Origin of the sequence: Asticcacaulis sp., from assembly GCF_051956075.1 — a bacterium.
In the GTDB taxonomy this organism is placed as follows: domain Bacteria; phylum Pseudomonadota; class Alphaproteobacteria; order Caulobacterales; family Caulobacteraceae; genus Asticcacaulis.
Window position 1 is genome coordinate 96,158 of the sequence record NZ_JBQCGA010000008.1, and the last position, 20,980, is coordinate 117,137.

Consider the following 20,980-nt stretch of genomic DNA (forward strand, 5'->3'; position numbering starts at 1 on the left):
GTCCCCGCGTCTTGAGAATACGTATGCAACGCGACGCGGACGACGATTCTCAGTATGCCTGCCTGAAACGAAAAAGCGTCCGCCCACAGCGGATTTCAGGAGAGGTTTATGCGTTATCGGGTGAAAACAGGCGGGCTGAAGCCCGTCCTTCTGGCGGCGTCAGCGATGCTGGCCCTCGTTTCCGCGTCAGCGCGCGCGGAAGAAGGCTCGCCTGCCGTCACGCCCGAAAACCATAATCCGACCCTGAACGCCGACGCGCCCGCCACCAACGGCCCCGGCGAGGCCTCGCCCTGGGCCTATGCCGGCAAGCAGGGCATCGGCACGGCCTATGAGGCCTATAATAAGGACGATCAGTTCAGCGATAAGGCGGTCACCGGGCGTGTGTCGAAGGTGTGGTTCTCGCTGGCGCAGGGCGTGCTGACCGAGACCATGTACGGGCGCATCCATGAGGCGCAGATGCGCGAAATGCAGATCGCCGTCGTCGGTCATGACGCTTCCGGGGGCTGGACCGCCTTCGAGGATAAGGACACGACCAGCCACGTCAGTTACATTGATACGGACAGCGCCGGTCGCCCGCTGGCGCCCGCCTATCGCCTGACCAATACCGACAAACAGGGCCGCTTCGTCATCATCAAGGACGTGTTCACCGATCCCGACCGTCAGAGCGTGATGATGCGGGTCACGGTCAAGGCGCTGAAAGGTAAGGTGACGCCCTATGTCATCCTCGACCCCAGCATGGCCAATACGTCCGGCGACGATCAGGGCGCAGCCAGCGCGGCGGCTCTGAATGCCTGGCAAGATAATGGGGGGCAAGGGGGCGTCGCTTTGTCGCTCAAGGCCAGCGTGCCGTTCAGGGCGCATAATGTCGGTTTCACCGGCGTCACCGATGGCGTTGACGATCTGACGCAGCGTCAGACCCTGATCGCGCAGCGCGACTCCACGGGCGGCGTGAAGGGCAATATCGTTCTGGTCGGCCAGTTGCCGACGGTCGCGAAAACCGCCAGCTTCGATCTGGCGCTCGGTTTCGGACCGGACGTCAAGGCCGCCGACGCCGAGGCCGCCGGGACGTTGAAGACCGGCTATGCCAAGGTGCTGGCCAATTTTGAGGGTAAAGGCGCGGCGGTCGGCTGGGAGGACTATCTGGCCTCGCTGACAGAGCTGAAAAGCCTGATCCCGGAATCGGAGGACGATGGCAAACTGCTCTACGCCTCGGCCCTGACGCTGAAGACGCAGGAGGATCACACCTCGGCGGGCGCGCTGATCGCATCGCTGTCGAACCCGTGGGGCGACGCGCTGGAGACGGACGTATCCTCAACCGGTTACAAGGCCGTGTGGCCGCGTGACTTTTATCAGGTCGCGATGGCGCTGGCCGCGCTCGGCGACAAGCAGACCCCCGTGGCCGCCTATCGCTATCTGCCGACGGTGCAGGTCCGTCCCGACACGCCCGGCAATACCGGCGTTTCCGGCTGGTTCCAGCAGAAGTCGCACGTTGACGGAACGCCGGAATGGGTGGGCGTGCAGCTTGATCAGACCGCCATGCCGATCCTTTTGGGCGCGCGTCTGGAAAAGCTGGGCCTGATCTCGCACGATGAGCTGATGACCTCGTATAAGACAATGCTGAAGCCCGCCGCCGATTTTCTGTCCAAGGGCGGTCAGGTCGGCCTTGGCTGGAATCACGCGACCATCACGCCGCCTTATTCGCAGCAGGAGCGTTGGGAGGAGCAGGAAGGCTATTCGCCCTCGACCACCGCCGCCGTCATCGCGGGCCTGACCGCCGCCGCCGGGATCGCGACCGAGGCGGGCGATACGGACGACGCCAGGCTCTATCAGGGCCAGGCCGACGCCTATTCGGCCAAGCTGGAGCAACGCCTTTACACCACCGACGGCAAGGTGATGGGCGACGATAAGCCCGCCTCTTATTATTTGCGCATTTCGCGCAGCGAGGACGCCAATCATCCCGGCGATCAGGACGCGCGTAACGGCCATCCGGCCATGCCGTCCGACATGATGGTCGATGCGGGCTTCCTCGAACTGGTGCGCTATGGCGTGCGTCCGGCCAATGATCCGAAGATCGAGACCTCGCTGAAGGTGGTTGACGATCAGGATCTACCGGACAATCTGCGCGTGCGCTACGACTTCACCTTCCCCGGCTCGGATGCGGTCATTCCCGGCTTCCGCCGCTACGGCAATGACGGCTATGGCGACAAGACGACGGGCGGCGACTATGCGGTCAACGGCCAGATGAGCCCGGATCAGCGCGGTCGGGTCTGGCCGATCTTCACCGGCGAGCGCGGCCATTACGAACTGGCGCTCGATGCGCAAAAGCCCGGCGGCGCCACCAAGGCCGATATCGACGCCATCCGCAATGTCTATGTGCGCGGCATGGAGGACTTCGCCAATGAGGGCCTGATGATCCCTGAACAGGTCTGGGACGGCGTCGGCTCGCCCGATCCGCACGGCTATTTCAAGGGCGAAGGCACGGACTCGGCCACGCCGCTGGCCTGGAGCCATGCTGAATACGTCAAGCTTCTGCGCAGTTTACGCGACAAGGCGGTCTGGGACCGCAACGACGCGACCTATGCGCATTTCAGTTCGGTCAAAGATTAAGTCTCAACCCCTTTGACCCCAACTGCCCCCGGAGCCCAAGCTTCGGGGGCTTTTTTTGTGGTCGAGGCGGAACCATGAGACGTTTGCGCTTGGTCGGCGGGCAGGCCCCTCACCCGATCGCCTGCGCCTGACGGCTTGGCTCTCGTCCTCTCCCCTCGTTGAGGGGAGAGGGGTTAAAATCTAGACCAGCACGCCGTGGCAGTGTTTGAACTTTTTGCCGGAGCCGCAGGGGCAGAGGCCGTTGCGGGCGGTGTTTTCCCAGCCGCCGGGCAGGGCCGAGTGCGGCAGGGCGGCGCGGGCTTCGGGCGACAGATCGTCGCTGAGCTTGGCGGCGCGTTCATTGTGGCCGGTCAGCGGGTCGAGATGCACTTCCTGGAACTGACGGCGCTGCGACAGGGCCTGCGGCAGCTCCGGCGGCGCTTCTTCCGGCGCCTGGAAGCGGATCTCCATCGTCATCAGCCAGCGCGTGACCGACTGACGCAAATTGACCAGCAGGGCCTCGAACATGGTGAAGGCTTCGGTCTTGTATTCGTTGAGCGGATCGCGCTGGCCGTAGCCGCGCAGGCCGATCACCGCGCGCAGGTGATCGAGGTGCATCAGGTGCTCGCGCCAGTGCATGTCGATCATTTGCAGCAGGAACTGCTTTTCCAGCGCCTTCATCTGCTCGTCGCCGAGCAGGCGCAGGCGCTCGTCCATTTTTTCCTGCGCGGCCTTTTGCAGGCGCTCCTCGAACTCGTCATTGGCGATGCCCTCTTCCTGCGCCCAGTCGTGCAGCGGCAGGTCGAGGCCGGTCAGGGCCTGGATGCGTTCGTTAAGGCCGTCGATATCCCACTGATCGGCATAGGCCTTGGGCGGCAGATGCTGGGCGACCAGATCCTGAATCGTGTCCTGACGGAATTCGGCGATCAGTTCGGAAAGGTCTTCGGAGTCCATGAACTCCTGACGCTGCTCGAACACCGCCTTGCGCTGGTCGTTGACCACATCGTCATATTTGAGCAGGTTCTTGCGGATTTCGTAGTTGCGCTGCTCGACGCGCTTCTGGGCGGTGGCGATGGCGCCGTTGAGCAGGGGGGAGGTGATCGCCTCGCCGTCCTCGACGCCGAGCGTCTTCATCATGGCGTTGAGCTTGTCGCCCGCGAAGATACGCATCAGGTCGTCTTCGCACGACAGGAAGAATTTCGAGCGGCCGGGGTCGCCCTGACGGCCGGTGCGGCCGCGAAGCTGGTTGTCGATGCGGCGGCTTTCGTGGCGTTCGGTGCCAAGCACGAACAGGCCGCCCGCCGCCAGCGCCTCTTCCTTGAGGACGGCGACCTGGGCTTCGATCTCGCCCTTTTTGGCGAAGATCTGCTCCTGCGTGACCTCGACGCCCGCCGCCTCCTGGTCGGAAATCCATTTCAGCACACGCATATCAACATTGCCGCCGAGCTGGATGTCGGTGCCGCGACCGGCCATATTGGTGGCGATGGTCACCGCGCCGGGCACGCCGGCGTCGGCGATAATGTCGCCTTCCTGCTCGTGCTGGCGCGCATTGAGAACATTGTGCGGAATGCCCTTGCCGGTCTTATAGACGATGTCATAGGCCTCGTCGCCGAGCTTTTGCAGCTCCTTCTTGTCCGCCTTGGCGTACTGCGGTTTCAGTTCGCGCGACAGCTCGACCTTGTAAGCGTAAGTCTTGAGGAAGTCCGACAGCTCGTCCGACTTTTCGATCGAGGCCGTGCCGACTAGGATCGGCTGCTTGCGCACATAGCAGGACGCGACCTGCGCGGCGATGGCGTGGAACTTTTCCTTTTCGGTGCGATAGACCTCGTCATTGTCGTCGATGCGCTGGATCGGGCGGTTGGTCGGGATTTCCAGCACGTCCATCTTGTAGATGTCGCCGAATTCCTGCGCCTCGGTCGCCGCCGTGCCGGTCATGCCGGACAGCTTTTCGTACATGCGGAAATAGTTCTGGATCGTCACCGAGGCCAGGGTCTGGTTTTCCGGCTGGATTTCGACGCGCTCCTTGGCCTCGATGGCTTGATGCAGGCCTTCCGACAGACGGCGTCCGACCATCATGCGCCCGGTGAATTCGTCGATCAGTATGACCTCGCCGTCCTTGACGATATAGTCCTTGTTCAGCGTGTGGAGCGTGTTGGCGCGCAGGGCCTGATTGGCGTGGTGAACCAGCGAGATATTGACCGGATCGTAGAGGCCCGCCGAATCCTCGGCCAGTTGTCCCGCCTCGGCCAGCATTTCCTCAAGCCGTTCGGAGCCGAGTTCGGACAGCAGCACCTGACGCTGCTTTTCGTCCAGCTCAAACGTGTCGGGATCCTTGATCAGCTCACGAATGGTGGCGTCGAGAATTTTGTACAGCTCCGAACGGTCCTCGGTCGGGCCGGAAATGATCAGCGGCGTGCGCGCCTCGTCGATCAGGATCGAGTCGACTTCATCGACGATGCAGAAATGGTGGCCGCGCTGGACCATTTCATTGCGGCTATAGGCCAGGTTGTCGCGCAGGTAATCGAAGCCGAATTCGTTATTGGTGCCGTAGGTGACGTCGGCGCCATAGGCCTGCTTGCGCTGACCCTGCGACAGGCCCTGCACGATCACGCCGGTGGACAGGCCCAAGAAGCGATAGACGCGGCCCATGAAGTCGGCGTCGCGCTTGGCCAGATAGTCGTTGACCGTGATCAGGTGGACGCCCTTGCCGAGCAGGGCGTTGAGATAGACGGGCGCGGTCGCGACCAGGGTCTTGCCTTCGCCGGTGCGCATCTCGGCGATGCCGCCCTGATGCAGGATCATGCCGCCGACAAGCTGCACGTCGTAATGGCGCTGGCCGATGGCGCGCCACGCCGCTTCGCGCACCACCGCGAAGGCTTCGTCCTGAAGCGAGTCGAGCGTCGCGCCTTTGGCGATGCGCTCGCGGAACAACACGGTCTGCCCCCGCAGCTCCTCATCGCTCATCGCCTTCATCCTGGGCTCCAGCGCATTGATCTTCTGCACGCGCGTCATCAGGGACTTGACCTTGCGGTCGTTGGAGGAGCCGAAAAGCGTTTTGGCGAGAGCCAGCATGAGAAACCTTGGTGTCTAAAGTCCCAAAAAGCGAACCCGCGCGGCCTTCGCGCCGGATTAACCTGATGGATGTAGAGGGTTGTTATTGAAAGGCGCGTCGTTTTTCTGCTTATTGACGGGATCGTAAGACGATAGGTGTCAAATAGGCCGGATAAACCGCTTTTCAAGCACGGCCTCTGACTTAGGCGGCGGAATAGTATATGTCAATCTGTGGTCCGGTTCTTGCTGGCGTCAGCGAGCGTTCCAACCGGTTTCGGGGAGTTTTATGATGGCTGGCCCGCGCTTGCGCGCCCTGATCCTGCTGCCGGTTGTGGCGGCGGCCCTGACCTTGATGTCCTGTCAGAAAACCGTCGCGCCGGAGCGTCCGCCCGAACCCGGCGACGTCGCCGTGGCGCGCGTCAATGGCGAAACCATCTGGACCTCCGATGTGCGCAATGAGGCGGTCGCGCAAGGCTCGATCGGCCAGGGCGAGCCTCTGGACGCGACCTCGGCGCTGTTTTCGCGCACGCTGGAAGAGGTGATCGACCAGCGCCTGGTGGCCGCCGCCGCCGTCAGGAAGGGGCTCGACAAATCGCTGGCCGCCCAGCGCCGTCTGCAGGCGGCGCGCGAGCGCATCCTCGGCGACCTTCTGGTCGAGAACACCATCGACCGCGATATCGACGACAAGGCGATCCAGGCGCAGTACAACGAGCAGGTCAAGCTGGCCAAGACCTCCAATGAGGTGCATGCGCGCATCATGGTGCTGCGCACCAGGGACGAGGCCGACGCGGCGCTCAAGGCCGTGCAGGGCGGCGCCGTGTTCGAGGCGCTGGCCATGGAGAAATCCGTCGATCAGGCCACGCGCTTTGGCGGCGGCGATATGGGCTATGTCAGCGAAGACGTGATGCCGCAGGCCTATAAGGACGCCCTGACCACCGCCAAGGTCGGCGACACGGTCGGCCCGGTCAAGGTCGATGACGGCTGGGCGATCTTCCGCATCGAAGACCGCCGCCCGGAAGAGGTTCCGACGCTCGATGAAGAGCGCCCGATCATTATGCGCTATCTGATCTATAATCAGGTCGCCGGGCTGCTGACCGATTTGCGCAAGCACGCCAAGGTCGATCGGCTGATTCCGCTGCCCTCCGGCGCCAATGCCGAGCCGCCGCCCGCCGCCGCCACGGCGGCGATGGAGGCCGCCGATTCCGCTGACGCCGACTCCGCGTCGAACGCGGCGCCCGCCGTCGATTCGAAGGCGTCGGCTTCGTCCAGTTCGGCGTCATTGGCCCACGCCAAACCGGTCAGCAAGTCGCAGGAATTGCTCAAGAGCGACCCCCTGCCGCCGGGCCATCATTTCTTCGCGCCGCCCAAGCTGAAGAAGAAGTAATTTCCGTCTGCTCCATTGGCGAAGCGGTCCGGCTCTGATAAGGGCTGAACCCCTTATCGCGCCTTTTTACTGGAGATGCGCTCATGGCCAGACCGCCCGCTTCCGACACGCCTTCAAACCCGCAAAAGACCCGCGCGGCGCAAGGTGGTCTGGAACGCGCGCTCGATCCGCTGGCCAAGGCCGTCAAGCGCGCCGTGCAGCCGGTCGCCGATCTGGCCGGGCATCTGGCGCCGACGCTCGAAAGCGCGCCCGAAAAAGCGCCCGCCGCGCCGGGAAAGCCGGGTCTCGACGTCTCGCCGCTGGCCGTGCCCCTGCCCGCCATGCCGCCGATTGCGGGCGCGCGTCTGGCGACGGCGCGGTCAGGCTTTTACAGGCACGAACGCAAGGACACCCTTTTGATGGTCTTCGACGAGGGGACCACCTGCGCGGGCGTATTCACGCGCCATACCATCGGCTCGGCGCCCGTGGACTGGTGCAAGAAACAACTGGCGGCCAATGAGGGCTGCGATGTGCGCGCCCTGATCGTCAACGCCGGTTGCGCCAACGCTTTTACCGGCAAGGCCGGGGCCGACGCCGCCCGCCGCACCGCCTCGGCCCTGTCGCGGCGCATCGACTGCCGCCAGCGCGACATCATGCTGGCCTCGACCGGCGTGATCGGCGTAGTGCTGGACGACGCCAAGATCGCCGCGAAGATACCGCAACTTGAGGCCGACTTAAGCGCCGACGTCTGGGCGGACGCGGCGGCGACCATCATGACCACCGACACCTTCCCCAAGGGGGCGTCGGAAACGGCGGAGATCGACGGCGTGCAGGTGCGCATCAATGGCATCGCCAAGGGCTCAGGTATGATCGCGCCGGACATGGCGACCATGCTGGCCTTCATCGTCACCGACGCCACCTTAGCGCCCGGCGTGCTGCAAAGCCTGCTGGCGCTTTATACCCGGACCACCTTCAATTCGGTGACGGTGGACGGCGACACCTCGACCAACGACACCTGCCTGCTGTTCGCCACCGGCGCGGCGGGCGCCCCGCGCATCGCGCGCGCGGGCGATCGGCGGCTGGCCGACTTCAAGGCCAAGCTGGAAAAGGTCATGCATAGCCTCGCCACGCAACTGGTGCGCGACGGCGAAGGCGCGTCGAAATTCGTCAGGGTCAATGTCACCGGCGCCTCCAGTCCGGCCTCGGCGCGCAAGATCGCCAAGTCGATCGCCGAAAGCCCGCTGGTCAAGACCGCCATCGCGGGCGAGGACGCCAATTGGGGCCGCATCGTCATGGCGGTCGGCAAGACCGAAGAGCCGGTCGATCGCGAACACTTAAGCATCCGTTTCGGCGATCTCGTCGCGGCGGAAAACGGCGCTGTGGCGCGCGGCTATGACGAGGCGGCGATGAGCGCCTATATGAAACAGGCCGAACTGGAGATCAGCGTCGATGTCGGCGTCGGGCGCGCCTCGGCGCACGTCTATACCTGTGACCTGACCCACGGCTATATCAGCATCAACGGCGATTACCGATCGTAAAAACAGGTCAAAAAAATTGGGCGGAAAAGCGCATCTGAGGAGACGCTTTTCCGCCCGTCATGCCGAACCCGATCCGGCGGGAACCGGGTCGGCAATGCTGTCGGGACAAATCTGGCAGGATCAGTGGTGGGTGCGGTTCCACTCGTCGATCTGCTTTTCGGCCTCGTCCTTGGCGATGCCGTAGCGTTCCTGGATTTTACCGGCCAGAACCTTGCGGTCGCCTTCGATGACGTTGAGGTCGTCGTCGGTCAGCTTGCCCCACATCTTCTGGACATTGCCGCGCACCTGATCCCAGCTACCTTGGATACGGTCGTTGTTCATAATCTATCTCCTTAAAACTCTTTGAATTTCATGGAAAAACACTTTAGCGCAGCGCCGTCTAAATTTTCCAAGCCCTAAGCGCGCCGCCAGATAAGAAGCGCGTAAATCCGGCGGTTTGCGCGCTGGCGCCATCGTGATAGGGTTGCGCAAAAATGGAGGAAGCCGCTATGAAAACCCTGAGCGCCGTCGCCGCCCTGCTGGCCCTGACCTTACCCGCCGCCCTGCCCGGCACCACCTTGGCCCAAACCGTCGCCCTGCCGCAGGGCGCGGTGGAGGGCGTCACCCAGTACGATGTCGAGAGCTTCAAGGGCATTCCCTACGCCGCGCCGCCGGTTGGGGATTTGCGCTGGCGCGCGCCGCAGGCGGCGCCGGGCTGGACGGGCGTGCGCGTCGCCGATCATTTTGCGCCGGACTGCCTGCAACACCCCTTACGCGGCGACGATGCGCCGCTTGGCGTTAAGCCGTCGGAGGATTGCCTCTATCTGAATGTCTGGCGGCCCGCTGATACGAAGTCGGGCGAGAAGCTGCCGGTCATGGTCTGGGTGTATGGCGGCGGCTACGTGTCGGGCGGAACCTCGCCCGCCATCTATAATGGCAAGGCGTTCGCGCGCGACGGAATCGTCTTTGTCAGTTTCAACTACCGCGTCGGGCGTTTCGGCTTCTTCGGCTTTCCCGAACTGACGAAGGAAGACGCCGATCACGGCCAGTTGGGCGACTACGCCTATATGGACATGATTGCGGCGCTCAAATGGGTGAAGGCCAATATCGCGGCCTTTGGCGGCGATCCCGATCAGGTGACGATTTTCGGCGAATCGGCGGGCGGCGCGGCCATGCACACGCTTCTGACTTCGCCGCAAAGCAAGGGGCTGTTCAACCGCGCCATCATCGAATCGGGTGGCGGGCGTGGCAATCTGATGGGGCCGCGCCTGTTGCATGACGACAGACCGGGCCGCCCGTCCGGCGAGAACATCGGCGTCGCCTTTGCAAAAGCGCACGGCATTGACGGAACCGGCCCTGCGGCGCTGAAGGCGCTGCGCGCCCTGCCCGCCGACGCCATTGTCAGCGGTCTTGGCCTGGCCGATTATCAGCCGGACACCTATGCCGGGCCGATGCTGGACGGCCATATCGTCGTCGAAGACCCGGACAAGGCCTATGCCGCCGGACGCGATGTCGGCGCATCCGTCATGGTCGGCGCCACCAGCGGCGATCTGATGCCGAAATTCGCTGCCGATAAGGACGCGCTGTTCGCCAGTTTCGGCGCGGAGGCGGACGCCGCGCGCAAGGCCTACGACCCGGACGGTTCTGCGCCTCTGCCCTTGCTGAACGCCGAGGTCGGCATGGATCAGGTCATGGAGGAGCCCGCGCGCCTGACCGCGCAGGCCTTGAGCGCGCATGGCCGCACCGTTTATGAATACCGCTTCGATTACACAGCCTCACAGAAAAAGGCCGGTTCGCCCTTCGGCGCGCCGCACGCCAGCGAACTGCCCTTCGTGTTCGAGACGGTTGAGGCGCGTTATGGCGAGGCGGCGACGGCTGAGGATCATGCCGCAGCGCGGCTGATGCACGCCTACTGGGCCAATTTCGCCAAGACCGGTGATCCGAACGGCGCGGGCCTGCCGCAATGGCCGGTCTATGACGCGACGAAGGACGAGTTGCTGATCCTCACGCCGGATGCAGGCGCCAAGGCGGTCGCCGATCCGTGGAAGGCGCGGCTGGACGTGACGGCCAAGGCCGCCGATGCGGCATCAAAATAGCGCGGACGGCAGCTTCTGCGGCGTACACCAGCCCTGTTCGCCCAGATGCGCGCCGCCGGTCATGCCCTTGTCGATCTCCTCGGCGTAGAAGGCGCCATTGCTGCGGTCGAGCGTGATGCGCAGCGCTTCGCCGTGCTTTGTGCGGCGGTTGACCAGATAATAGGCGGCGCCGGAGACCGTAGCCGAACAGGACGTATCAAGGCAGATCGAGTCGCGGATCAGCGATTTATGCGCTGGATCGACGAACAGGAATTTGAAATCGGCCTGCGCATCGGGGAAGACTGGTGACGGAAACAGGTTGATATAGAAGCTTCCGCGCGACACCTGACGTTTGCCCTCGGTGACCTGGGTGTCGCATTTCAGACTGATCTCTGCGGGGGCGGTCGGCTGCGCCGCAGAAGCCGCCGCCTGCGGCGCGGGCGGCGGCGGGGCCGCTAGGGGCTGTTGCGGCAGGGCGGGGGCGGGCGCCGGAACCTCGCCGACGGCCACCGGCGGCGGCAGGGGCGTCAGCGGCGCGGCGGACGGCGCAGAATGCGGGGTCGAATCTGGCGTCAGGGCCTTGGCGATGGCCGGGCTGGCGGCGGGCGCCTTGCCGGCGGTGTAGGCCGTGTAGGGAATCGGCGCGGCGGGCAGGGTCGGTTTGGCCTTGGGCTTCGCTCTGCGCCTGGGGACCGCAGGCTTAACGGGGGCCAGCAGCGGATTGGCGCCGTCGCCGGTCTCACCCTCGGCATGCGCCCATGCGGGCGCCGACAGACACAGAGCGGTGAGCAGAAGGAGCAGCTTGCCGCGCACGCCTTTACGCCTCTTCGTCAAACTTGTTGGCGACCAGCTCGGACAGGGCTGCGACCGCTTCGCGCGCCTGCGCGCCCTCGGCCTCAATGGCGATGTGCGAGCCCTTGGCGGCGGCCAGCATCAGAAGGCCCATGATCGACTGGGCGTCAACGCGGTTATCGTCCTTGATCACATAGATCTGGGCGTCGAAGTTCGAGGCCAGTTTGACGAACTTGGCCGAGGCCCGCGCGTGCAGGCCCTTATTGTTGCAGATTTCGACCTCAGCGCGAACCGCGTCCGCCGGATTGTCGGTGTCGCCCACGCTTCATCCTCCCGGTAGAGGACTGAGAATGGGGAGATTTGCGCTTTTCGTAAAGGGGTTAGTTGTCGTTCAGCTCTCAAGCAGCGAAGCGGTAGAGCAAGCAAAATTCCCAGGCGATGCGTCAGTTATCGCCGGAAAGCACATAGGAGGCGACGGTGACGTATTTGCGCCCGGCCTCCTGAGCGTGGCACACGCACTGGCTCAGGGTTTCGTTCTTGCGCAAGGAGGCCAGCTTGATCAGCATGGGCAGGTTCAGACCGGCGATCACCTCGGCCTTGGTCTGCTCCATGACCGAAATGGCCAGATTGGACGGCGTGCCGCCGAACATGTCGGTGAGCAGGATGACGCCGTCGCCGGTGTCGGCGGCGAAGGTGGCGTCCAGAATATCCTGACGGCGACGGGCCACATCGTCCTCAGGGCCGATGCAGATGGCGGTCACCTGAGCCTGCGGGCCGACGACATGCTCCATGGCCGCGACGAACTCATCCGCCAGACGGCCATGCGTAACGATCACCAATCCGATCATAAAGCCTTTGTGTCCCTAAGCCCTTACAGCTTCCCCAGCGTCATGTTCGCGCCTGCGGAAGTTCGCCATCATATGCCCGATTTCATCGCACTGCAAAACAGAATTCGCGTGAAGCGTATTGTGATGGAAAACTGTCGCTCACACGCGTCCGCGCAGGGCGGTCAACAGCTTGCTTAAACTGGAGGCCTGGCGCGGATTGACGCGGATGGTGGGGATGCGGTGGCCAAGAAAATCGGTGATCTCGGTCTCCGGCAGGCGTTCGGGCGTCTCGTCCTGCGCCAGCGCGGCCAGATGGACGCGCGTAAAGGCGCGCGGCGCCACCCCGGTGACGCCAAGGCCGCGTATCTCCATCCGACCCGCTATGGTTTCGGGCGGACCGGCGTACAGGTGGCCCCCCGACGACCACAGGCGCGAATAGTCGTCGCTGACCAGGGCGCAGCCAGCCTGCAGGGCGCGCAGGGCCAGGTCGCTCTTGCCGACGCCGGACGGGCCGAGGATCAGAACGCCGCGCCATGCCATTCCGACCGGCAGGCTGAGGCTGGTGGCGTGAAGAAGAAGCTGGCTCATGGGCGGCATCTACGCACAGACTTCGGCCCGTGCAAAGCTCAGGCTTGCGGCAGGTGAATCGTAAAGCGCGCGCCGGTGACCTGACCGTCGGCGTCCTTGCGGTTTTCGGCCCAGATGCGACCGCCGTGCGCCTCGACAATCTGACGCGAGATCGACAGGCCGAGGCCGGAATTCTGCCCGAAGCGCGTCCCCTTGGGCCGCGAGGTGTAGAAGCGCTGGAAGACGGTTTCGAGATTCTCCTCCGGTATGCCGGGGCCGTCGTCCTCGACCGTGATCGCCACGGGCAGGGCCGGATCGCCCGACGATGCGACCGCGACGCGCACCTCGCCGCCTTCGGGCGAGAAGGAGCGCGCATTGTCGATCAGGTTGCGGAACACCTGGCCCAGCGGGCCTTCGCGACCGGACACGCGCATTTTCGCGGGCAGGTCGCGGCGCAGGACGACCCCGACCTGCCCCGGCAGATGGCTTTGCTGATAGAGCGAGACAATGTCTTCCAGCAGGGCGCCGACATCGACGCGACGCGGCGTGTCGCGCGACAGTTCGGCGTCGAGGCGCGATGCGTTGGAGATGTCGGTGATCAGGCGGTCGAGACGGCGCACATCCTGCGCCAGCACGTTCATCAGCCGCTCGCGCGCCGCTTCATCCTTGACCATGGGCAGGGTTTCCAGCGCCGAGCGGATCGAGGTCAGCGGATTCTTGATCTCGTGGCTGACATCGGCGGCGAAACGGTCGATTTCCTCCATGCGCCGCCACAGGGTCTCGGTCATGCTTTCCAGCGACCGCGCCAGCGTCCCGATCTCATCCTTGCGGCTTTCCAGATCGGGCAGGGAGATGGCGCGCGTCTGCGCCATGCGCACGCGGTCGGCGGCGGCGCTCAGACGGTCGATCGGACGGCTGACCAGCCAGTACAACAGCAGCGAAGATAACAGGCTGACGCCAAAGGCGATCAGGATAAACGGCGCCATCGCCCAGCGCTGCGCCCAGACAATCTTATCGACGTCGCCGCGCTCCAGCGTCAGAACGCCCAGCACCTCCTTGACGCGGCGCAAGGGGATCGACACCGACACCACCTTCTTGCCGCGTTCGTCCAGCCGCACCGAGGCGGCGGTGCGACCGCTCAGAGCCAGTCTGACCTCGCGCTCAAGCTGCGCCTCAGCGGTTCTGCGGCGCGACGCCTTGAGCGCGGACCTGTCCGGCGGCGGCGGGGCGCTGCTTTTCCGCGCTGGCGGCAGTTGCGAAACGTCAATGGCGTCTGACACAACGTAGGAGTCGGAGATCAGTTTGCCTTGCGCGTCAAACAGGCGCGCGCGCTCACCCGCGGGGATGAAGCGCGACATCACCTCCAGCGCATTGTCCTCGTCGAGCATGGGCTCGGGTTCGCCTTCGGTGGCGACCACCGCGATCACCTCGCCGACCACCTGGGCCTGCGAGGTCAGCGAATCCATCTGACTGACGATCAGGCCGCGACGTAAGTCCGACAGCACCAGGGCGCCGATGGCGATAATCAGCAGGCCGATCAGGTTAAGGCCGAAAATCAGCCGTCCCAGCTTTGAGCGCCCGAAGGTCAGACGGAGCGAAGCCGGGCGCAATGAAGATGGGCGTAACGAAGTTGGACGCTCCAGGTCGCCGCTGTCGTGTCGGTCAGCCATCGGGATCAGCCCGCCCTGCGCACAGGTCAGGCTTCGCGATAGCGATAGCCGACGCCGTACAGGGTCTCGATGGAATCAAATTCGGGATCGACGACGCGGAACTTCTTGCGCATGCGCTTAATGTGGCTGTCGATGGTGCGGTCGTCGACATAGACCTGATCGTCATAGGCGGCGTCCATCAGATTGTCGCGGCTCTTGACGAAGCCCGGACGTTGCGCCAGCGCGTGCAGCAGCAGGAATTCGGTCACGGTCAGCCGCACGGGCTTGCCGTCCCAGGTGCATTCGTGGCGCGCCGCGTCCATGACCAGCTTGCCGCGTTTCAGCGACTTGGCGTTCCGCGCCTCGGTCACGTCGGGCGCCTCGCCCTGCTCGACAATGCCCGCCCGGCGTAAGACCGCCTTGACGCGCTCCAGCAGGAGGCGCTGCGAGAACGGCTTGTGCATATAGTCGTCGGCGCCGAGATTGAAGCCCAGAACCTCGTCGATCTCGTCGTCCTTTGAGGTCAGGATGATGACCGGCAGATTGGAGGTGGCGCGCAGGCGGCGCAGCACCTCCATGCCGTCCATGCGCGGCATCTTGACGTCGAGAATGGCCAGGTCGGGCGGGTCTTTTTCCAGCGCGGCCAGACCGGCGGCGCCGTCATAATAGGCCTGTACGGTATGGCCGCCGCTTTCCAGCGCCAGCGAGACGCTGGTCACGATGTTTTCGTCGTCATCGACCAGAGTGATTCGGGCCATGAGGTCTCCTCAGGGGTTTCGGCGCACGACGGCGCCGCTGTTCGTCTGCCTATCCCATTTTACCCTAAGCTGGTTCTTTTCAGGGCGTCAACGCGGCAAATTTCGGACTTTCAAGGATAATTTAACGGGATGTGTGTAGGTTTTGTTGCGAAATCAAGGGGCAAATGCGCCAAATGACAGACCGTCCTGTCCATTATGAAGTGTTTTCGCGCCGCAACGTCAAGGCGTCGTGGGGGCTGGAAATGGCCACCGAGTCGCGCGAACAGGCCCTCGCCGCCGCCGAGGACCTGCTGGCCGACGGTCGCGCCGCCGTGCGCGTCTCCAAGGAGACCTTCGACCCGGAAACCGGCGAGTTTCGCTCGCACCGCCTGATGGAAAAGGGCGTCGTCGCGCCGGAGAAGAAGCCGCACATCATTCGCGAAACCGACGCGGTCTGCGCCAGCCCGTCCGACCTTTACACCCAGCCCGCGCGCGAAAAGATCGCCCGCCTGCTCGAAGACTGGCTGCGGCGCATGGACGCCACGCCGTTCGAATTGCTGCACAGCCCGCATCTGGCCGAAAAACTCGACGCCTCCGGCAACGACCTGTTGCATGTCGCGCAGAAGCTGTCCGTGCCGGAAAGTCAGGACACCGGCGTGCCGCTGCACGAACTGATCCGCCGCTGGCAGGCCCTGTTCGACCGCGCCTGCGCGCGCGTCATTCAGGACGGGCAAAAGAATCTGTTTCCCGATCTGACGCCGGACGGCTTTGTCGCGACAGTCGACCGGCTGCGCGACCACCCGGAGCGCGCCTATGTGCTGGGCGGCGCTCTGGCGCGGCGGCTTAAAGACGCCAAAGGCCCCGCCGCCAAGCTGGCCGCCCTGCTCGATCTGGCGGAAAAACTGTCCGGGGTGGTCGCCGACCGCGCCTGGGCGATGCAGGTGATCGAAATGCCGGTCGTGGAAATCTTTTCCGGTCGCGGCAGTCTGGCGGACCTGACCGGCGCGGAGCTGGATCTGGGCCGGTCGCTGGCCCTGTTGACGCAACTGGCCGCCGCGCGCGAAGTCGCCTTGATCGCGCAGCACGATGCGCGCGTGGCCCGCATGATGCCGCCGCTGGACGGCGCGCTGGCCGGGTATAGCCGCCTGATTCAGGACGGCCATATGCCGCAACTGGACTATATTGTTTCGAGGCGCTGCGTCACCGAACTGAAAGGCCCGCGCCGCCTGTGTCCGGGCGACGCCATGGCCGAGATCGAGACGCTGCGCGCCCTGGCCCTGTGCATGACCGCCGCCGGTAAGGACGAGGGACAGCGCGACGACATCAAGGACGCCTTTACCGAACGCTCGAAGAAGCTGGCGACCGCCGATTTCGTCACCGCCCTGATGGAGGACGCCGACGATGCGGGCGAAGAGGTCGAGCGGCTGATCTGGCTGTGCGAAAACATGGCGGGCGCCGCCAATAAGCGGCAGGCGGCGCGCTGGCTCCTGACCTTTGTCGGTCAGACGAAGTTTGAGCGTTTTTTACGCGAGTCGCATCTGCCACCGGTACAGCGCCTGCAGCATCTGGGGAAATTGCAGACGCGCGTGCGCGCCGCCCAGCTTGTCGACAAGGACGGCGACGACATCTGCGCCAGGCTGGGTCAGATCGGCGCCCTGATCGCGCAGGACAGCAAGCTGATCGCGCATGTGCTGCGCAGTCCGGCGACTCCCGTGCAGAAGCTGGTCATGCTTATGGGCTTCGCCGCAGGCCAGACCGCGCCGCAGGGGCCGTTCGCCGATGAGGCCCGCGAGACGGCGATGAAGCTGCTGCGCGAATCCTCCGTGCGGCAGGCGCTGATGGGCCAGCCGCAGATTCTGGCCAGCCTGCGCCCGATGATGCAGGCGGCGGGTCTGGCGGCGTAGCCTCTTACGGCGCGTCCTGCAGGGCCGAAGGCGGTGCGACCTCGACGCCCGCCCCGCGAAGCTGGTCGAGTACGCCGCCGCGATCGAGGAACCAGTCGAGCGGTATGACGGCGATGCTCTTGCCGGGTTTGTCCAGCGCATCCATCACGCTTTGCGTCCAGCGGTTACTGTTTTCCGCCGGGACATCCGTGGCGACGTCCGGCGGCGTACAGCGGTCGTCCCGCTTGGGGAAAAGTTTCAGCACCGTGGCCAGATCGCCGCGTTTCCAGGCGCGGATTTCGGCGTCCATGTCGCCGAGGGTGAAGTCCAGCCGGTCGAGCATGCTGTTCAGGCACGCCTCCTGTCCGGCGAGATCAAGGCCGTTGCGTGCATTGCGCAGGCGCGGCCCACCGTCGAAAAAAGGAACATATTGCACAGCCACATTGCGTCGCCTTGCCATGTCCGCCGCGTCAGCGGGAGCGCTTTCGTGATGGAAATGCGTCTCATAGGCGTCTCCGTACAAAGGATAGGCCGCCCACGCGGGAGTCAGCACATCGTAGCGGGCCGGATCGTCATGGACGCGTCTGGCCGCCGCCACATAGCGGGCATAGGTTTCTGGCGACACGACATTTTTCAGGCGCAAAGGCGCGCGCAGATACCGGTAGTCCGCCTTGACGCCGGTATAGGGGCTGTTGAGCAACAGGACATTGGCGCCCTTCAGCGCGCGCGTAAAACAACCTGTGTCCCAGCCATCGCCGCGCGCGTCGAGCAGGACCGGCAGCACCCAGACGCTGGCGCCGCCGCGCGACAGCCGCCACATGGCCGGACAGCGCCCATGTACGGTGATGGTCGGCGGCGCATGCACGACGACGGTGACCGCATCGGACCAGCGCGCGTCGTTCGGGTTCTGTGCAAAGCCGGTGGACGCACAGCCCCATAGGGCGGCAATGGTTATAATGAAGCGCCTGAACACGCCTTCCCCCTCCCGTTTGTTCGAGGCGAGATTATCACGAGCCAAGGCGACAACCCAGAGCGTTTGCATCCGACCCGGCATTCCGGGGCGCGGCCTTGACTCCACCCGGCTTGACTCGTCCCGGCTTTTGCGTCATTGAACCGGCCACATCCGCGCGCGAGGCTTTGCGCGCTCCGAAAACAGACCCCTTCGCCAGCACGGGAACGGACCTTCGGGTTCGCAGAGGCTGGGGAGGCTCCCCGACAGCGCGTTGCGCCCTCGGGGGTTTTTTGTTTTTCAGCGAGCGCAGGCCGGACGCAGAAGATAGAGGTATTCTGGCTCATGTTCGACACGCTTAACGAGCGCCTGTCCGGTCTGTTCGACAGCCTTTCGGGGCGCGGCGTCCTTTCGGAAAAGGACGTCGAGGCGGCGTTGCGCGAGGTGCGCGTGGCGCTGCTGGAGGCCGACGTGGCCCTGCCGGTCGTACGCCAGTTCATGACCAAGGCCAAGGAGTTGGCCACAGGCGAAGCCATCATCAAGGCGGTCAAGCCCGCCGATCAGGTGGTCAAGATCGTCTATGACGGCCTGATCGACATGCTGGGCGGCGAGACGCCGGAGCCGATCAACCTCAACGCCGTGCCGCCGGTCGTGGTGCTGATGGCCGGTCTGCAGGGGTCGGGCAAGACGACGACCTCGGCCAAGCTGGCCCTGCGCCTGAAGAATTTCGACCGCAAGAAGGTCATGCTGGCCTCGCTCGACACCCGCCGCCCGGCGGCGATGGAGCAGTTGAAGCTGCTGGCCGAGCAGGTCGGCGTCGATTTCCTGCCGATTATGGCCGGCCAGAGCGCCGTTGACATCACCCGTCGCGCCCTGAGCGCCGCCAAACTTCAGGGCTTCGATGTCCTGATCCTCGACACGGCGGGCCGCACCACGCTTGACGAGGAGCTGATGAGCGAGGCGGCGCAGATCGCCAAGATCGCCCAGCCGACCGAAACCTTCCTGGTCGCCGACTCGCTGACCGGGCAGGACGCGGTGCGCACCGCCACCGCCTTCCATGAGCGCCTGCCGCTGACCGGCCTGATCATGACGCGCGCCGATGGCGATTCACGCGGCGGCGCCATGCTGTCCATGCGCGCGGTCACCGGCCTGCCGATCAAATATCTGGGCGCCGGTGAAAAGGTCGATGCGCTCGACGTCTTCGACGCGCGCCGCATCGCGGGCCGGATTCTGGGGCAGGGCGATATTGTCGCCCTGGTCGAAAAGGCCTCGCAGGAGCTGGACGCCGCCAAGACTGCGGCCATGGCCAAGAAAATGGCCAAGGGGCAGTTCGACCTCGACGACCTGGCCGATCAGTTGCGCCAGATGAAGAAGCTGGGCGGGATGTCGGGCATTATGGGCATGTTGCCGGGCGTCCAGAAGGTCAAGAAGCAGATGGACGAAATGAACCTGTCCGAAAAGATTTTCGACCGGCAGGTGGCGATCATCACCTCGATGACCAAGCTTGAGCGCAAGAAGCCCGACCTGCTCAACGCTTCGCGCAAGCGCCGCATCGCGGCGGGCGCCGGGGTCGAGGTGTCGGAGATCAACCGCCTCCTGAAACAGCACCGTCAGATGGCCGACACTTTCAAGATGATGGCGCGCTCCAACGGGCGCGGCCCGATGGGGCAACTGGCCAAGATGTTCGGCGGCCAGATGGGCGCTATAGGCAATATGCCCAGCGAAGCCAATATGGGCGAACTGGCCGACATGGCCAAAAAGATGAGCGAAGGCGCTCCCGGCGGCAATCCGCTCACCGGCGTCAATCCGGCGCTCGACTTAGAGAAACTGAAAAATCTCGGCGCGGGCAAATCGCCCTTCGCCGGTCTGCCGGGCCTGCCCGGCGCCAAACCTTTTGACCCAACTAAGAAATAGCATCTTTCAAAGGAAGTAATGAAATGCTGAAAATCCGTTTGTCCCGTGGCGGCTCCAAGAAGCGCCCCTACTACACCATCGTCGTCGCCAATGCGACCGCGCCGCGCGACGGCAAGTTCATCGAAAAGGTCGGCACCTATAACCCGATGCTGCCCAAGGACGCCCAGCGCGTGACGCTCAAGGTCGAGCGCATCGCCGAATGGCTCAAGAAGGGCGCGCAGCCGACCGACCGCGTCGCGCGCTTCCTGTCGCAAGAGGGCCTGGTGAAGTGGGAACACGGCAACAACCCGCAAAAGGCGCAGCCGGGCAAGAAGGCTCAGGAACGCGCCGCCGAGCGCGCCCAGCGCGAAGCCGACCGTCTGGAAGCTGAGGCCGCCGCCAAGGCCGAGGCTGAAGCCGCCGCCGCCGCGCCCGCCGCTGAGGAAGCTCCGGCTGAGGAAGCCGCCGCCGAAGAAGCGCCTGCTTCGGAATAAGCGTCTGACGCGGTTTAAGGTTCAGGGCCGGGATGCAAGTCCCGGCCCTTTCCTGTATGAGATGACGATGAGCGAACACCCCCATCTGGTTCTGGTTGCGCAACTGGGCGCGCCGCATGGCGTGCAGGGCGAGATCAAGCTGCTGAGCTTTACCGACGATCCTTTGAGCGTGCTGGAATATAATCCGCTGCTCGACGATAAGGGTCTGCCCGCGCTGAACATCACCGCCGCGCGCGAGCACAAGGGCGCGTTGCTGATCCGCGCCGAGGAAATCCCTGACCGCACGGCGGCGGACAAGGTCAAGGGGCTGAAGCTCTTTATCGACCGCGACGACCTGCCGGAACCGGATGAGGACGAATATTACGTCACCGACCTGATCGGCATGGACGTGGTCGATGTGAACGAAAAGCCGGTCGGCAAGGTGGCCAATGTCGATAATTTCGGTGCGGGCGATCTTCTGGATATTCGGCCGCTCGAAGGCGCGAACTTCTATCTCGCCTTCACCAACGACCACGTGCCGGAGGTCAGGTTGTCCGAGCGCGTGATCGTAGTGAATTTGAGTGGAATCTGATCAGGCCGCCAGAAAGTTCGCGCCCC

The 20,980-nt window shown here is 64.4% G+C and carries 17 protein-coding genes; 8 read left to right on the top strand and 9 right to left on the bottom strand.

Translation table 11 applies throughout. The annotated features are described in order from the left end of the window. Positions 1–108: 108 nt before the first annotated feature. On the top strand, positions 109–2,607 hold the full coding sequence (locus ACTHLA_RS02170) for a glucan 1,4-alpha-glucosidase (protein ID WP_440184878.1): 2,499 nt from the start codon (positions 109–111) through the stop codon (positions 2,605–2,607). Positions 2,608–2,787: 180 nt separating this feature from the next. On the opposite strand, the gene secA is transcribed toward ACTHLA_RS02170, so the two are convergent. Next, positions 2,788–5,658 (bottom strand): preprotein translocase subunit SecA, encoded by a 2,871-nt coding sequence (secA, locus tag ACTHLA_RS02175; RefSeq protein ID WP_440184880.1) that lies wholly within the window; start codon positions 5,656–5,658, stop codon positions 2,788–2,790. A gap of 265 nt (positions 5,659–5,923) precedes the next feature. Between secA and ACTHLA_RS02180 the strand changes: the two genes are divergently transcribed. Then, complete coding sequence (locus tag ACTHLA_RS02180) at positions 5,924–7,021, top strand: peptidylprolyl isomerase (protein WP_440184882.1); 1,098 nt, start codon at positions 5,924–5,926, stop codon at positions 7,019–7,021. An 83-nt stretch (positions 7,022–7,104) separates the two neighbouring features. Further along, positions 7,105–8,538, top strand: coding sequence for a bifunctional glutamate N-acetyltransferase/amino-acid acetyltransferase ArgJ (argJ, locus tag ACTHLA_RS02185; protein WP_440184885.1), 1,434 nt, complete (start codon positions 7,105–7,107; stop codon positions 8,536–8,538). 120 nt (positions 8,539–8,658) lie between these two features. On the opposite strand, the gene ACTHLA_RS02190 is transcribed toward argJ, so the two are convergent. Then, on the bottom strand, positions 8,659–8,859 hold the full coding sequence (locus tag ACTHLA_RS02190; protein ID WP_440184888.1) for a CsbD family protein: 201 nt from the start codon (positions 8,857–8,859) through the stop codon (positions 8,659–8,661). 167 nt (positions 8,860–9,026) lie between these two features. Between ACTHLA_RS02190 and ACTHLA_RS02195 the strand changes: the two genes are divergently transcribed. Next, the gene (locus tag ACTHLA_RS02195; RefSeq protein WP_440184890.1) at positions 9,027–10,613 is read left to right on the top strand and encodes a carboxylesterase/lipase family protein; all 1,587 of its coding nucleotides are present in this window, start codon (positions 9,027–9,029) and stop codon (positions 10,611–10,613) included. Here the strand turns inward: ACTHLA_RS02195 and ACTHLA_RS02200 are convergent. The 6 genes from ACTHLA_RS02200 to ACTHLA_RS02225 form a co-directional block, all read right to left on the bottom strand. Beyond that, on the bottom strand, positions 10,605–11,405 hold the full coding sequence (locus ACTHLA_RS02200; protein ID WP_440184893.1) for a hypothetical protein: 801 nt from the start codon (positions 11,403–11,405) through the stop codon (positions 10,605–10,607). The two genes, ACTHLA_RS02195 and ACTHLA_RS02200, sit on opposite strands and share 9 nt — an antisense overlap. 4 nt (positions 11,406–11,409) lie before the next feature. Next, entirely contained in the window at positions 11,410–11,706 is a 297-nt protein-coding gene (locus tag ACTHLA_RS02205; protein ID WP_440184895.1) for an HPr family phosphocarrier protein, read from the bottom strand. A gap of 121 nt (positions 11,707–11,827) precedes the next feature. Beyond that, positions 11,828–12,232 (bottom strand): PTS sugar transporter subunit IIA, encoded by a 405-nt coding sequence (locus tag ACTHLA_RS02210; RefSeq protein WP_440184898.1) that lies wholly within the window; start codon positions 12,230–12,232, stop codon positions 11,828–11,830. A gap of 138 nt (positions 12,233–12,370) precedes the next feature. After that, positions 12,371–12,799: an HPr kinase/phosphorylase gene (locus ACTHLA_RS02215; RefSeq protein ID WP_440184901.1), complete on the bottom strand. Its 429-nt coding sequence runs from the start codon at positions 12,797–12,799 to the stop codon at positions 12,371–12,373. 38 nt (positions 12,800–12,837) lie between these two features. Continuing rightward, the gene (locus ACTHLA_RS02220; RefSeq protein ID WP_440184903.1) at positions 12,838–14,448 is read right to left on the bottom strand and encodes a stimulus-sensing domain-containing protein; all 1,611 of its coding nucleotides are present in this window, start codon (positions 14,446–14,448) and stop codon (positions 12,838–12,840) included. Positions 14,449–14,474: 26 nt separating this feature from the next. Next, positions 14,475–15,185: a response regulator transcription factor gene (locus tag ACTHLA_RS02225; RefSeq protein ID WP_440184905.1), complete on the bottom strand. Its 711-nt coding sequence runs from the start codon at positions 15,183–15,185 to the stop codon at positions 14,475–14,477. Positions 15,186–15,358: 173 nt separating this feature from the next. On the opposite strand from ACTHLA_RS02225, the gene ACTHLA_RS02230 reads away from it, so the two are divergent. Then, positions 15,359–17,068 carry a hypothetical protein gene (locus ACTHLA_RS02230; protein ID WP_440184907.1) on the top strand — a complete coding sequence of 570 codons (1,710 nt, stop codon included), beginning with the start codon at positions 15,359–15,361 and terminating at the stop codon, positions 17,066–17,068. A 4-nt stretch (positions 17,069–17,072) separates the two neighbouring features. Here ACTHLA_RS02230 and ACTHLA_RS02235 read toward each other — a convergent pair whose 3' ends face one another. After that, entirely contained in the window at positions 17,073–18,020 is a 948-nt protein-coding gene (locus tag ACTHLA_RS02235; RefSeq protein WP_440184909.1) for a TraB/GumN family protein, read from the bottom strand. A gap of 321 nt (positions 18,021–18,341) precedes the next feature. On the opposite strand from ACTHLA_RS02235, the gene ffh reads away from it, so the two are divergent. From ffh to rimM, 3 genes are all read left to right on the top strand, one after another. Then, positions 18,342–19,910, top strand: coding sequence for a signal recognition particle protein (gene ffh, locus ACTHLA_RS02240; RefSeq protein ID WP_440184911.1), 1,569 nt, complete (start codon positions 18,342–18,344; stop codon positions 19,908–19,910). Positions 19,911–19,933: 23 nt separating this feature from the next. Further along, positions 19,934–20,383: a 30S ribosomal protein S16 gene (gene rpsP / locus ACTHLA_RS02245; RefSeq protein ID WP_440184914.1), complete on the top strand. Its 450-nt coding sequence runs from the start codon at positions 19,934–19,936 to the stop codon at positions 20,381–20,383. A gap of 67 nt (positions 20,384–20,450) precedes the next feature. Then, on the top strand, positions 20,451–20,954 hold the full coding sequence (rimM, locus tag ACTHLA_RS02250) for a ribosome maturation factor RimM (RefSeq protein ID WP_440184917.1): 504 nt from the start codon (positions 20,451–20,453) through the stop codon (positions 20,952–20,954). Positions 20,955–20,980 lie beyond the last annotated feature (26 nt).

Coding starts and splice junctions, on each gene's coding strand:
- ACTHLA_RS02230 (WP_440184907.1), top strand. CDS start 15,359: ATGACAGACCGTCCTGTCCATTATGAAGTGTTTTCGCGCCGCAACGTC.
- rpsP (WP_440184914.1), top strand. CDS start 19,934: ATGCTGAAAATCCGTTTGTCCCGTGGCGGCTCCAAGAAGCGCCCCTAC.
- secA (WP_440184880.1), bottom strand. CDS start 5,658: ATGCTGGCTCTCGCCAAAACGCTTTTCGGCTCCTCCAACGACCGCAAG.
- ACTHLA_RS02225 (WP_440184905.1), bottom strand. CDS start 15,185: ATGGCCCGAATCACTCTGGTCGATGACGACGAAAACATCGTGACCAGC.
- ACTHLA_RS02190 (WP_440184888.1), bottom strand. CDS start 8,859: ATGAACAACGACCGTATCCAAGGTAGCTGGGATCAGGTGCGCGGCAAT.
- ACTHLA_RS02195 (WP_440184890.1), top strand. CDS start 9,027: ATGAAAACCCTGAGCGCCGTCGCCGCCCTGCTGGCCCTGACCTTACCC.
- ACTHLA_RS02210 (WP_440184898.1), bottom strand. CDS start 12,232: ATGATCGGATTGGTGATCGTTACGCATGGCCGTCTGGCGGATGAGTTC.
- ACTHLA_RS02170 (WP_440184878.1), top strand. CDS start 109: ATGCGTTATCGGGTGAAAACAGGCGGGCTGAAGCCCGTCCTTCTGGCG.
- argJ (WP_440184885.1), top strand. CDS start 7,105: ATGGCCAGACCGCCCGCTTCCGACACGCCTTCAAACCCGCAAAAGACC.
- ffh (WP_440184911.1), top strand. CDS start 18,342: ATGTTCGACACGCTTAACGAGCGCCTGTCCGGTCTGTTCGACAGCCTT.
- ACTHLA_RS02180 (WP_440184882.1), top strand. CDS start 5,924: ATGATGGCTGGCCCGCGCTTGCGCGCCCTGATCCTGCTGCCGGTTGTG.
- rimM (WP_440184917.1), top strand. CDS start 20,451: ATGAGCGAACACCCCCATCTGGTTCTGGTTGCGCAACTGGGCGCGCCG.
- ACTHLA_RS02215 (WP_440184901.1), bottom strand. CDS start 12,799: ATGAGCCAGCTTCTTCTTCACGCCACCAGCCTCAGCCTGCCGGTCGGA.
- ACTHLA_RS02220 (WP_440184903.1), bottom strand. CDS start 14,448: ATGGCTGACCGACACGACAGCGGCGACCTGGAGCGTCCAACTTCGTTA.